At 58.4% G+C, this 12,998-nt stretch carries 9 protein-coding genes; 3 read left to right on the top strand and 6 right to left on the bottom strand.

Going from position 1 to position 12,998, the window contains the following annotated elements:
- Positions 1–103 precede the first annotated feature (103 nt).
- Positions 104–1,912: a hypothetical protein gene (locus tag AC3Y2E_RS12450; RefSeq protein ID WP_379210616.1), complete on the top strand. Its 1,809-nt coding sequence runs from the start codon at positions 104–106 to the stop codon at positions 1,910–1,912.
- 61 nt (positions 1,913–1,973) lie between these two features.
- Here the strand turns inward: AC3Y2E_RS12450 and AC3Y2E_RS12445 are convergent, their stop codons facing one another.
- From AC3Y2E_RS12445 to hisC, 3 genes are all read right to left on the bottom strand, one after another.
- Positions 1,974–2,936, bottom strand: a complete 963-nt coding sequence (locus AC3Y2E_RS12445; protein WP_379210613.1) for a hypothetical protein — start codon at positions 2,934–2,936, stop codon at positions 1,974–1,976.
- A 99-nt stretch (positions 2,937–3,035) separates the two neighbouring features.
- A complete protein-coding gene (locus tag AC3Y2E_RS12440) occupies positions 3,036–3,743 on the bottom strand; it encodes an NAD(P)H-binding protein (protein ID WP_379210611.1) in 708 nt (235 codons plus the stop codon).
- A gap of 699 nt (positions 3,744–4,442) precedes the next feature.
- Positions 4,443–5,528: a histidinol-phosphate transaminase gene (hisC, locus tag AC3Y2E_RS12435; protein WP_379210608.1), complete on the bottom strand. Its 1,086-nt coding sequence runs from the start codon at positions 5,526–5,528 to the stop codon at positions 4,443–4,445.
- Between the two features lie 148 nt (positions 5,529–5,676).
- On the opposite strand from hisC, the gene pdxR reads away from it, so the two are divergent.
- The gene (pdxR, locus tag AC3Y2E_RS12430; protein WP_379210606.1) at positions 5,677–7,155 is read left to right on the top strand and encodes a MocR-like pyridoxine biosynthesis transcription factor PdxR; all 1,479 of its coding nucleotides are present in this window, start codon (positions 5,677–5,679) and stop codon (positions 7,153–7,155) included.
- Positions 7,156–7,290: 135 nt separating this feature from the next.
- Here pdxR and AC3Y2E_RS12425 read toward each other — a convergent pair whose 3' ends face one another.
- From AC3Y2E_RS12425 to AC3Y2E_RS12415, 3 genes are read right to left on the bottom strand one after another with little or no spacing between them, the layout of a single operon-like run.
- The gene (locus AC3Y2E_RS12425) at positions 7,291–8,916 is read right to left on the bottom strand and encodes a sensor domain-containing diguanylate cyclase (RefSeq protein ID WP_379210604.1); all 1,626 of its coding nucleotides are present in this window, start codon (positions 8,914–8,916) and stop codon (positions 7,291–7,293) included.
- 30 nt (positions 8,917–8,946) lie between these two features.
- Positions 8,947–9,573 carry an NUDIX hydrolase gene (locus AC3Y2E_RS12420; protein WP_379210601.1) on the bottom strand — a complete coding sequence of 209 codons (627 nt, stop codon included), beginning with the start codon at positions 9,571–9,573 and terminating at the stop codon, positions 8,947–8,949.
- Between the two features lie 25 nt (positions 9,574–9,598).
- Positions 9,599–11,377 carry a B12-binding domain-containing radical SAM protein gene (locus tag AC3Y2E_RS12415; protein ID WP_379210766.1) on the bottom strand — a complete coding sequence of 593 codons (1,779 nt, stop codon included), beginning with the start codon at positions 11,375–11,377 and terminating at the stop codon, positions 9,599–9,601.
- Positions 11,378–11,746: 369 nt separating this feature from the next.
- Between AC3Y2E_RS12415 and AC3Y2E_RS12410 the strand changes: the two genes are divergently transcribed.
- Complete coding sequence (locus AC3Y2E_RS12410) at positions 11,747–12,985, top strand: aminopeptidase (protein WP_379210599.1); 1,239 nt, start codon at positions 11,747–11,749, stop codon at positions 12,983–12,985.
- Positions 12,986–12,998: the final 13 nt, after the last annotated feature.

Below are 12,998 nucleotides of genomic sequence, written 5' to 3'. Positions count from 1 at the left end.
ACGGCAACAGCAAAGGCTTTCTGCTCTTGCCGCCTCCCGCCTGCAGCGGAGAGACCGTGAGACCGAACCTGCTAATTAACAACATGCGGAGAAGGAGATGACGATGAAGACCCGACTCTTGACCCTTAGCTTAATTTCCGGAATGATGCTTGTGTTGTTCACTTCCCTCTTGTTCGTACTGCCGGCGGCGGGCTTTCTCGTGAAGCTGCCCGTATCGCCGCTTCTCTTATGGATCAGTGCGGCAGGAACGGTCGCCTTCGGGTGGTTTGCCGCCAGACACTACGATCCCGATCGCCCGATCCCGCTGTTTCTGTCTTCCCTTGCGGCGGCTGTCATTCCGTTCGCCGTGTCTTTTGCAGTGGCGGGTGCATTTTTCGATCTGTCTTACGATGGACAAGCTTACCACCAGGAAGCGATCATCCATCTGGCCAACGGCTGGAATCCGGTCTACGACGCTCCGCTGGATCTGCCTACGGCGCATGAGAAATGGATCAATCACTACGCCAAGGCGGCCGAGATCGCCGCCGCCGCTTTTTATAAAGCGACCGGACTCATCGAGCACGGCAAGCTGATTAACCTGCTGCTGATCTTCGGATCGTTCCTGCTGGCGGTTCCTGCCCTGCTCTCCCTCGGCGCCGGCCGCCTCCGCCCCGCGGCAGCGGTCGTACTCGCAGCTGTGGTGGCGTTCAATCCGATCAGCGTCACTCAGGCGTTCAGCTATTACGTGGACGGCATGCTGTCGTCTTCGCTGATGATTATGCTCGCCTTGGGCGCGCTTCTATTCAGCGGCAAAACCCGCAGCAATCGGGACAGCGGGGAAGAGGGGGTCAGCGATATAGCAAAGGAACGTTCGGGATGGATCGTTCCAACGGTATTTGCCGCGTCTCTGCTGTTTGCTGTCAATTTAAAGTTTACCGCGCTCGGTTATGCAGGCGTCCTATGCATCGGACTGCTGATCGCGCTGTACATGACCGAAAGATTCACAACGATGAAACGGATGTTCGTCACGATGGCGGCCGCCGGATTGATCGCCGTCCTTGCTGTCGGCTATAACCCTTACGTCACGAACACGTTGAGCAAAGGGCATCCGTTCTACCCGCTGGCAGGCAAGGATTCTGTCGATATTATGGAAAACTTCACACCGCGCAATCTGGAGAGGCTGAACCGGTTCGAGCAGGCCGCCGTGTCGTATTTTGCCGTCTCCCGCGAGAACGGCACCGACAAAATGCCGACCTCAACCAAGGTCCCGTTTACGGTCTCGCCCAAAGAACTAGCCGTCTTTAGCGAGCCGGACGTGGCGGTAGGCGGCTTCGGCCCTTTGTTCGGCGGCATTCTGCTGATGGCCGCGGTTGCGCTCATGCTCGCATACGGCCTAAGCGCCGGCGCTACAATCGCCGTCTCCGCCGTGATCGCCGTTTTGCTCGCTTCGGCCTTCATCAACCCGGCCGCCTGGTGGGCCCGGTACGTTCCGCAAGTATGGGTCGTGCCGGTCGCTTGCGCCTGGCTCGCCTTCGTAGTCCGGGCCCGTCCGAACCCGGGCACCTTGCAGCTCCGCCCGATTCGCGGACAAACGCAAATAAACCCGCTGTCCAAGCGGGAGCAGCTGACACGGGTTTGCGGCTGGGCTCTTGCAGGGCTGCTTGCGGTTAACGCTACCCTGGTTGCCTACTCGTATACGACCAAGCAGTGGAATTGGAGCGAAAAGCTCCGCTCCCAGTACGCGGAGCTGGCTGCGATGGACAAGCCGCTGCGAACGGATTTCTCCTTCAGCTGGTCGAACCGGGTCCGCTTCGAGAATTATGGAATCCCGTTCCGGGAAGAAACTCCGCTGCGCTGCGACAATCCCCTGACCTTGATCAAATCGGGAACGACCGTCTGCTTAAGCAGCACGGTCGCCCGGGAGGAGCCCTAATCAGGCTCCTCCGGGCCAAACGGCCTCTTCTCTCCACTCCGTTCCCCGGCCTGCAACCCAGTTAAGGCTTCATCTTGCTCCAGCCCGTATAATCATGAACCGCAATCCCCGCATAAGACCGATGGTTCCTCAGCTTCTCCTCAATCTCCGCCATTTGGCGATTCAACTCGCTCGAATCGGCTCCGTAAAACGACACATGATCCCCTTCGTCCGTCCGATTGGTCTCCACGCCCACGAATACCTTGGTTCCGATCCGGTCGCCGATTCCGAGCTCCTTGTCCGCCAAACCGATTACCGCATCCGCACGATTGCGGTACGTCATGAGCGCGACCTCGTCCAGCTCCGACATGATCGTCTCGGCCATCGTAACAGAACGGCCCGGCGAGCGGAGCTCGTCCAGCCAGAACGGAAGCGCGGCGCCGGCCAGCAGTCCTCCGGCGTTATCGACCAGCTGACGAAATTGTTTCACCGTTTCGACCCAATCCGCCGCAATCCGGGTCTGCTCCTGCTTCCATTCGTCCAGCAAATACGGCTCCACATCGATCTGAATGCCGTCGAACCGCTCCACTCCTTCGACTGAACGGTTGTAGGCGCGGACCCATTCGACCGTCTCCGCCATGACGTGCCGCCGCTGCGGCAGCACCCAATCCGGCGCGCCGGCCAGCGCATGAACCCGGATGCCTGCCTCCGCCGCCGTACGGATAAATTGCCGATAATGGCTAACCTCCGCATCCGTATCGATCTGTACAAATATCCGTCCAACCTGTTCACTTTTCGCGAATTGCACGATCTCCGTTCGCGAGCGCGCGTCCGCCAGCCTTTCCGCCTCCCACAGCCAAGTCGCTTTCGTGCTGCCGTGCTGAGAAGCAGGCTTTCCCGCCAATCCCACCTGTACGGTTAAGATCGAGGCCGAGGCCAGCAGGGCGACCAGGGGCGCGGCGAATTTATGCAATCGGCTCCACAACCACAGCGATAATGCGGCGGCTGGAGCGCGCTGATAGCCGGAACTTGCTTTCTGGTTCACTGGTGTACTCCCCTTCCCGTCTAATCGTGCTGTCATCCCATTATAGGCGGCACGGACGAGCGTTCGCCATAGGGCGATCCGATCAACTTCCTATCCCCGTTACCGGGAATGGCGGGCGTTGTACAGCCGGGCGACGCGGGCGATCTCATCGGATTCGAGAATATGGACTCCGGCATTTCCGGGCAGCGCGGAAGCAATCATCGCCGCCGCCACCGCCGCCCCTTCCACAGGCTTGTATTTGCGCAGCGGACCGGCGAATATCCAGGACAAAGGTTTGGCGACAGCCGAAGCGAACCGCTCCGCTCTGCGGAATTCGTCACGCTCGCCAAGCAGCAGAGAAGGCCGGAACAGGAACACCGCACGAAGTCCAAGCGCCGCGATGCGCTCCTCCGCCTCCCCTTTTACCCGATTGTAGAAAATACTGGACCGGGCATTCGCTCCCATCGCCGACACCAGCGAATACGAGCGAATCCCTTCCTGCTTGCCGAGCTCTGCCAACCGCAGCGGATAATCGAAATCGACCTTGCGGAATAACTCCTGCGATCCCGCCTTCTTGATCGTCGTCCCGAGCGCGCAGAACAGATCCGCTCCGGCGAAATCGCCGGCCGCCGCTTCGAGCCGATCGAAGTCCGTCAGCCGCTCCTCCAGATGCGGATGCTCCATCCCCGTAGTGCGGCGGACCAGCGCGATCACTTTCGAATAGGCGTTCTCCTCCAGCAGCTGCCGTACCAGCTCTCTCCCGACCAGTCCAGTCGCACCGGCTACCACAGCCGTTCTTCCGCCGCCGTACGCTGACGATTCTCTCATCTTTGTTTCTCCCCCTCCGGCGCTTGCGCTAACAATCGATAGTTTCATTATACCGTTCGATCAGGCGGATTGCCCGTAAGACACTTTACCAATAATTGAATATTCGCCGGCTCTGTAACAAAATTAGAGTCCCTGGCACCCTATTTGCAGTCAATTCCAAAGACTGAAGTGGATAAAGGCGGTTTGTGAGGCTGTCGATTCATTGTGCAGAAGTGTTAGCAGGCCGTTCCAAGTGAAAAGTTACCTTCTTCTGCTCAAACAGGTTGTCCGGAATCCCTTGATTGAATAAGGATTGTAAGGTAGGGAATTCCAGACAAAACTCGCCAGAAGGTAATCTTTTCCCTTTCCACTTGGTTGTCCACATTGAATCGGCAGTCTCGTTTGTACCCCCTATTTCAACCATTTGAGGGGGCAGCACCCTTTTTGCCGATTTTAAAAGTTCCAAACCGCTCTTATCCTTCATGGGACGAACGAAGATGAAACCAACTCGATCCGTTTCCTTCCTGCACGAAGGAATCGTCCTGCTTCCCGGACTGAAAGCACGCTCGTATCGGGGAGAAGCTACTTTCGGCGAAAAATCTCCAGCTGTACAATTCTTCAACCAAAAACAGGTTTTTCTAAACAGCACATGGGTACGCAGGATTATAAATGGAAGTAAAAAGGCCGGCCATCAACCGGCCAGCCTTTCGCAAACTCGTCTTACCGATTCATCGCCGCGTCTCCGCCCCGTTCGATCCGAAGCAGCGCATCCAGCAAAAGATCCATATCTTCGTCCGTTCCGACACTGATACGCAGCTTGTCATCCAGGCGGGGAGCGGCGAAATACCGCACATAAATATGCCGGGCGAGCAGCCCTTCGTACACCTTTTGAGCCACCAGGCTTCCGGGAGGGGGAGAGACGAGCATAAAATTGGTCGTGCTCGGCCATACGGTCCAGCCGGCCGCCTGCAGGGATGCGGCGAACCGTTCACGGGTGCTCAGGATACGGCCCACCATCTCGTTCTTGTGAGCCTGATCGGTGACTGCCGCTTCGGCTACGAGCTGGGCGAACCCGTTGACGCTGAACGTCTCCCGGCCCTTCAGCATCGCGTCGATCAGACGTTTGTTGCCGGCCGCAAAGCCGACTCTCGCTCCGCTGAGCGAATACGCCTTGGAGAACGTCCGCAGCACGAGCAGGTGGTCGTACCGTTCGGTCAGACCGAGCACCGAAGTGCCGTCCGGAGCGAAATCGATGTACGCCTCGTCGATCACGACAAGCCCGTTATACGTTTGCAGCAGCTTCTCGATGCGATCCGCCGTGACACATACCCCGGTAGGAGCGTTAGGATTGGCCAAAATGACAGCCTGCGGAGCGGCGGCCGCCAGCGCGAGCGGCTCAATATGGAAGTTCGCGTCCGTCGGCACGGCGCGTACATGGACGCCTGCAATATCCGCCACATTGGCGTACAGGGCGAAGGTCGGGTCCGGTATGGCCACCGTATCGCCTTCACGGAGAAAGGTGCGGAACAGCAGCGTAATCAGCTCGCTCGACCCGTTGCCGCACAGAATGGACGATGCCGGAACGCCGTGCACGGCGGACAAAGCTTCCCGGAGTCGGTCGCAGCGGGCATCCGGGTATTCCTGCAGCATCTCCGGGCCAAGCGTCCGGATCGCCGCCTCCACTTTGGGCGAGAGCGGGTGACGGTTCTCGTTCTGGTTCAGCTTGAGCGCGCGGACGCCTTCCTCCGGGCGGCTTCCCGCCACATAAGGCTGCAGTTTTTCGATACGGGGATGAATCGGGATCATGGCTTGGTTTGCTCCTTTCGTTAACGGAATCGTTCGTGATACTATTACGATATGGCAATTCTGACATTTCGAAAATATCCAGATTATCAATATTCAAGATGACAGTTGAACGATTCCTTCAAGGGAAGAAAGGAGCGGGGCGCATCCGATGGAGCTTCTCCCTTTATTAGACCATACGTCTTCCGAATCTCTATACAGCCAGTTGTACCGCCATATCCGCCGCGAAATCGAAGCCGGTCGGCTGGCCGCCGGCTCGAAGCTGCCTTCCGTCCGCAAGCTCGCCTCCCATCTCGGTATAAGCCGCACGCCGGTGGAAGCTGCGTACCAGCAGCTGCTCGCCGAAGGTTATGCCGAGAGCCGTCCCCGCAGCGGCATAACGATCCAGCAGTCCGAGCCCGACCTCGAACGCCGAAGTCCGGCACCCCTCCTCCTCAGCACCGGTAACGACGGCGTTTCCGCCCGTTCCCTCTCCGGGACCGGCAGCTTCCCGTCCGTCCCGCTCAGGCAACCGGATATCGCGATCGATTTCGCCTATGGAGACGTGGACTTGAACCACTTCCCGTTTTCCTTGTGGAAAAGACTGCTCGGCAGCTGTTTTCTGCCCGAGCACCGGGACTTGTTCCGGTACGGCGATCCGCTCGGCGAGCCCGGCTTCCGCGAAGCGGTAGCCGACTACGCATACCGGGCGCGCGCCGTCGTCTGTCCGCCGGAACGCATCGTCGTAGGCGCAGGCACACACCATTCGGTCGAGCAAATATGCCGTTTGCTGCAAAATACGCCCTATTCGCCGGAAGCTACGCCATTCGCCGTAGAAGGCGCGATCAGCAACGGCATCGCCGCGATTGTTCGCTTGCACGGCTACCGGCTCGTGCCGCTTGCGCTCGAACCGGACGGCATCCGGATCGAGGACTTGTACGACTCCGGCGCCCGGCTCGTCTACACGACGCCGTCGCACCAGTTTCCGCACGGCATGGTCATGTCGGTCGGCAAGCGGCGGAGACTGCTGAACTGGGCGGCGGAGACGGGCGGCCTGATTGTCGAGGACGACTATGACGGGGAGTTCCGCTATGCGGGTCTGCCGATCCCGTCCCTTCAAGGACTGGATACGGCGAGCTCGGTCATCTACATGGGCACCTTCTCCCGCGCGCTGGCGCCCGCGTTCCGGCTCAGCTACACGGCGCTGCCGCCAGCGCTCGCCGACTTCGCGCGAGCCGCGCTTCATCCGTTCGACCGTCTGGCGTCCCCGCTGCACCAGAAAACGCTGGAGCTGTTCATGACGCAAGGCTACATGCAGCGGCATATCCGCAAAATGCGCAGCGTCTATCAGCGCAAGCTCGCCGCTCTTACCTCGGCGGTCAAGCATCGGCTGGAGCCGCATTTCCGCCTCATCGGCGGAAGCGCCGGACTGCACGTGCTGCTCGAAGCGGCAGACGGTCCGGACGAGGAACAGCTCATCCGGCTCGCCGGCGAAGCCGGAGTTCGCGTCTATCCGACCTCTGTGTATCGGATCGGAGACGATCCGGAGATACCGTCCTGCACCGTGCTGCTCGGCTTCGGAGGGCTCGGCGAATCACAGATCGAGGATGGAATCGGACAATTGGCCAACGCTTGGATTCCGGGACGATGACGGTGAACGAGAAACGAGGAACGAGCCCAGAATAAAAAAGACCGCGTCCTCCGAACGGCCAATCCGTTCCAGACGCGGTCTTCTATTTCCGATAATCGCTCCGATTCCAAGCGGCCGTTTCCATTACAGCCCCTCTTACGGCTCGGGCTCGCAGCTTGCATCGTCGCACTCCACCCGGTTGCGCCCTTGGTTTTTCGCCCGGTACAGCGCCTTGTCCGCCCGCTCGATCATATCCTCAAGCGTATTCGTTCCGTACGTGCGGTGCGGGCGCGTCTGCGATACACCGATGCTGACCGTAACGCCGATCTCCAGGTTTTCTTCGCGGTACGGGCTGCTCAGAAACCATTTCCGGATGCGCTCCCCCAGCTCCCGGCCGTGGCTCATATCGCAATTGGTAGCCAGCACGATAAACTCCTCCCCGCCGTAGCGGGCGACCACATCGGATTTGCGGACGCAAGCGACGAGCAGCGACGCGGCATGCTTGAGCACCCGGTCTCCCGTCAGATGACCGTATTTGTCGTTGATCTGCTTGAAGTAATCGACATCGACGATCAAAATGCACGAGGGCTTGCCGGCCCTGGCCGACGCTTCCTCGATCTTCGCCCCTTCGTTCATCAGAAACCGCCGGTTGTACACTTCTGTCAGATGATCGACGACCGCCGATTCCTTGAGCAGCTGGACCGTCGACTGGAGCTTGTCAGACATCATATTGAAATTCGCCGACAGCTCCTTCAGCTCGATCGGGGCGGTGCGGAACGAAGCCGGATCGATCCGGTATCCGTACTTCCCTTCCCGAATCCGGTTCGTGCCTTGAAGCAGAGCGCTGAGCAGATCGACGACCGGCTGGGTGATCAGCAGAGCGGCGGCATAGCTGGCCAGCAGAACCAAGCCGGAGATAAGGCCCATCACGACGAGCAGCTTCCAGTAAGGCATATAAATATCGACCGTCCGGGTCTCGCCGACGATCAGCCACCTTCCGTCCGAGGACCAGGCATAGGCGCCGAATACAGGCTCGCCGTTTACATTGTTGTACGCCTTGCTCGTCAGCTCGCCGGCGATCGCCCGCTTGTAAATCTCCGTATCGTACCGTCTGCCCTTCTCCGAAACTCCCGATCCGCCAGGCGAGTTCGTAATCCGATACCCGTGATGGTCGAGCAGAAACGTTTCGCCGCTTTCGCCGAACTGAAAGCTGTTGACGATGCCTTCCAGTGTCGTCAGCTTGACCGTGGCGACGATCGCTCCCGCGAACTCCTCGCTGTAGCTGCGGACCGGGGAGGAGAACGCAATGATCGATTGTCCTTTCACCCGGCCGGTCATCACTTCGGTTACGTACCGGTTCCCGCTGCGCGCAGCCGTAAAGTAATTCCGGTCGGATACGTCGAGCTCGAACCCTCCTCCGTTCGCCGAGTACATCTTCCCTGCAGCGTTGACAAAGTTGATCGAGTCGAACTCGGCATGCGACTGCCGGAACAATTCGATCTGCCTGCTCATCTCATCGAGCTGCAGCGACCGGCTCGCCGGCAAGGAAGCCAAATAGTCGACATCCGCGGCACGCTCCGCTTTCCAGTTATCGATGAAATGCCGCTGCACCTCGATCGCTTCCTTCAGCGCGGCATGGATCTCCCGTTCCTTGATGACTTTGACGGGGAGGGACATGAACAGCACGATCAGCAAACACATCGCGGCGATCAGCAGGCCCACCCACAACCGAAGACGCCCTTTTAACGTAGATATCCTCAAAATCCGTTTCAGGGTCTGCACCCGGTCATCCCCACCTATGCCCCAGCCGCCTCAATCGAGAACGATCTCTTTACCGGGGTTCCGCATATATTCGAACATCGATCGGATCTGCGATTCCGTATTCCGGTCGAGCGACAGCTCAGGCAGCTCGTCTTCGCCGAAATACGCCGTCTCCGACGTCTCCAGGCTGGGCTGCAGCCGTCCCCCGATCCGCTCGCACGCTATGAAAATCTTATAAACATAAAAAGGCTGCGGTGGATGCGGATGACACTTTTTGTCCAGCACGGCCAGCAGTCTGACCGCCCGCACTTCCAGCCCCGTCTCTTCGCGAATTTCCTTAACCACCGATTCCTTCGGCGTATACCCGACATCCGCCCAGCCGCCGGGCAGCGCCCATTTCCCGTCCGATCGCTCCTTCACCAGCAGCAGCTTCCCGTCCTCGAATACGACGCCGCGCACATCCACCTTCGGCGTCGGATATCCGCTCTCCGAAGCGAACAATTCCTTGACTACCGCATACGGCTGCCCGGTCTGCTCCATAATCATCTCGATGCTAAGCTCGCGAAGCTCCTCGTACCGCTCCAGATCGTACTCGTCCTTCGCATAGGTCAGCCCCGTCTGGGCGATCGCCTGAATGCGCTGAGCCCACTGCAGCCACCGGTGTTCGTTCTCGATCATAGGCTCCTCCTGGAGTGAATCGGCGTTAGTTCCGGACAACGGACTCCGCTTCACGCGACGGCATCGGCATCGTAAAATACTGAGGCCCCGATCCGTCCGCCGCGTATACGACAACAAGCAGCGTACTCCGGCTGCGGTCGATCGTCCCTTCCGCCTCGTAACGGGGTAGATCGAACGGAATCGTCTCCAGCACGGCGTGCTTGTACAGATCTTTCTCGCTCATCCCCAGAGCGGCGAATCCGGACGAAGCCTGCTCCGGACGTTCCGCCATTATGCGGAAATACGACGACTGCGCATTTTTGTCGTGAGCGAAGTCCCACCATATTTTGCGCGGCTTGTATCTGTGGTTCATGAAATAATCGAGCTTCATCAGACCGAGCACAACGTCCCGGTCCGGCGTCCCCCGCCGCTCCAGAAACGATTGCAGCCGCTCGAACAAATCTTCAAGCTGATGACCGATCTTCTGCCAGCCGCGCTCTTCCCAGTAGTCGCCGAACAGTTGGAAAAAGTCGAACGCCGAATCGAACTGCCGGTCGATCAAATACCGGACCGTGCGGTCGAGCCGGTGCGAATTCCAATATTTCTCCAGGACGTCCTCTACCCGCTTGATGCGCATCAGGTCGGAGAACGGCAGGATGCTGTTGCCGAGTATCTCATAAGGCGCCTGATCCATATACACGTAGCCGTACTTGTCGGCGTCATGGCGCAGACCGGTTCCCCGCAGCATTTTCAGAAATCCGAGCTGCAGCTCCTCCGGCCCAAGGGCAAATACGTCGTTAAACGTTTGGCGGAACGAGTCGTAATCTTCCTCCGGCAGCCCGGCGATCAGATCGAGATGCTGGTCGATCTTGCCGCTCTCCTTCACCTTCAGAACCGTCCGGGTCAGTTTGGAGAAATTTTGCCGGCGCTTCACCAGCTCGTTCGTCATATCGTTGGTCGACTGGACCCCGATCTCGAACCGGAAAATGCCCGGAGGCGCATGCTCGGCCAAAAAGTCGAGCACTTCCGGACGCATGATGTCGGCCGTAATCTCGAACTGGAACACGCAGCCGCGGTGGTTGTCGATCAGAAACTGGAAAATCTCCATCGCATAGTCGCGTTTAATATTAAAGGTGCGGTCGACGAACTTGATCAGCTTCGCCCCGGAATCGATCAGATGCAGCAGATCGGCCTTCGTCCGCTCCATATCGAAGTAACGGACTCCGACCTCGATGCTCGATAAGCAGAACTGGCAGCTGAACGGGCAGCCGCGGCTCGTCTCGAAATAAACGACGCGGTTCGGCAGCGCCGCCTCGTCTTCGGCGAAACGGTGCGGGGACGGAATATCGTCCAGCTTCAGCTTCGGCCGTCCCGGATTGACGCACACCTCGCCGCCCGCGTTCCGGTAAGCGACGCCGAATACAAAATGGTACTTGCGGTCGCCCGAAATCTCGCGCAGCAGATGGAGGAACGTCTCCTCCCCTTCGCCCATGACGATAAAATCGACCTCGGGAAGCTCGTTCATCCAATAGCCGGTATCGTAGGACACTTCCGGTCCGCCCAGCACAATTTTCAGCTCCGGCTTGATTTTCTTCATCATCCGCACGACCCGGATCGTTTCTTCGATATTCCAGATATAACAGGAGAAGCCCAGCACGTCCGGGTCCCGCCGGAACAGATCCGATACGATATTCATCGCCGGATCTTTAATCGTATATTCAGCCATCTCGATATCGAATTCATCCCGGCAAAACGCCTTCAAATATCGCAGGGCCAGGCAGGTATGAATGTATTTGGCGTTCAGACTGGAGACGACCACGTTCATTGGCTTCAAACCTTTCAGTCTTCTAATAGTAGGATCACACTCAATTCTACATCAAAAACGGATGAACACAAAATCGCTTTTTTGTGAAAAACTTGTTGGGGACGGATTTTGAAAATCCGAGACGAGCATGATATAGTGCAAGTACACCGGGTACACTCAAAAGCCCGGTGAATGATAGCGGAGGGCTTTGATGGGTGCCGTAGAAGCGTCAGCGTTTGCATTTGGTTCCCAGATTTCCACATTGAAATGATAGTTAAAAAAATCAGGGAACAACGGCAATCGCAGGCATCATCCGGGCTTGCAGCGGAATTCATTCACCGGCGTTTCAACATTTCTACATAACGATTCGAATTGGAAGGAGCGATTGCGATGCCAACGGATTTGGATCTGGAGAAATATGCGGAGCTGGCGGTACGCGTAGGCATTAACGTGCAGCAGGGACAGACGCTGGTCGTATCCGCGCCGCTGACTGCGGTGGAGCTGGTTCGCAAAATTACCCGCAAAGCGTACGAGGCAGGCGCCAAAAACGTGCACGTGGAGTGGAACGACGAGGAGATTACGAAAATCAAGTACGAGCTCGCGCCGGACGAAGCGCTCAGCGAATACCCGATGTTCCGGGCGAAAGGCTGGGAGGAGTTCGCGGCGAACGGGGCCGGCTTCCTGAGCATTTATTCCACCAATCCGGACCTGCTGAAGGACATCGATCCGAAACGGGTGGCGGCGGCTACGAAAGCGGCCGGAACGGCGCTTCAAGGCTGGCGCCACTATACGATGGCGCACAAGGTCGCCTGGTCGCTGATCTCGACTCCGACACCCGAGTGGGCCGCCAAAATGTTCCCCGGTCTGCCTGTGGACGAAGCGGTCGCCAAGCTGTGGGAGCTGATCCTGAAAGCGACCCGCGTCGATCTGGACGATCCGGTGCAGGAGTGGAAGGAGCACAACGCGCGCCTCTCCAAAACGGTGGACTATTTGAACAAAAAGCAGTACCGCCAGCTCGTCTATAAGGGAGAAGGCACCGATCTCACGGTGAATATGCCGGACAACCACGTCTGGCACGGCGGCTCGACCGACAACGAGAAGGGCGTCACGTTTAACCCGAATATGCCGACGGAAGAAGTATTTACGATGCCGCACAAGGACGGGGCGAACGGAACCGTACGCAGCACGAAGCCGCTGAATTACGGAGGCAATCTGATCGACAATTTCACGCTCCGGTTCGAGAACGGCAAGGTGGTCGACTTTACCGCCGAGAAAGGTTACGAGACGCTGAAGCTGCTGCTCGACACTGACGAAGGGGCGCGCATGCTGGGAGAACTGGCGCTTGTGCCGCATCGTTCGCCGATTTCCGATACGAACCTGATTTTCTACAATACGCTGTTCGACGAAAATGCTTCATGCCATTTCGCTCTCGGCCGCGCTTATCCGATCACGATCGAAGGCGGTTCGGAGATGAGCAAGGAGCAGTTGTCCGAACGCGGCGCCAATGACAGTCTCATTCATGTCGACTTCATGATGGGCTCGTCCAGCATGAATATCGACGGCATTACCGCAGACGGCCGGGCGGAACCGATTTTCCGCGACGGCAATTGGGCGATCGAGCTCGATTGATCGGCTGCGGTTC

Source organism: Paenibacillus sp. MAH-35, from assembly GCF_058135425.1.
The sequence above is the reverse complement of the archived record's forward strand: the minus strand, read 5'-3'. Positions and strand labels throughout refer to the sequence as shown.

Excerpts from the sequence above, each read along its gene's own strand:
- AC3Y2E_RS12450 (WP_379210616.1), top strand. The coding sequence starts at position 104 with ATGAAGACCCGACTCTTGACCCTTAGCTTAATTTCCGGAATGATGCTT.
- AC3Y2E_RS12410 (WP_379210599.1), top strand. The coding sequence starts at position 11,747 with ATGCCAACGGATTTGGATCTGGAGAAATATGCGGAGCTGGCGGTACGC.
- AC3Y2E_RS12440 (WP_379210611.1), bottom strand. The coding sequence starts at position 3,743 with ATGAGAGAATCGTCAGCGTACGGCGGCGGAAGAACGGCTGTGGTAGCC.
- pdxR (WP_379210606.1), top strand. The coding sequence starts at position 5,677 with ATGGAGCTTCTCCCTTTATTAGACCATACGTCTTCCGAATCTCTATAC.
- hisC (WP_379210608.1), bottom strand. The coding sequence starts at position 5,528 with ATGATCCCGATTCATCCCCGTATCGAAAAACTGCAGCCTTATGTGGCG.
- AC3Y2E_RS12420 (WP_379210601.1), bottom strand. The coding sequence starts at position 9,573 with ATGATCGAGAACGAACACCGGTGGCTGCAGTGGGCTCAGCGCATTCAG.
- AC3Y2E_RS12415 (WP_379210766.1), bottom strand. The coding sequence starts at position 11,377 with ATGAACGTGGTCGTCTCCAGTCTGAACGCCAAATACATTCATACCTGC.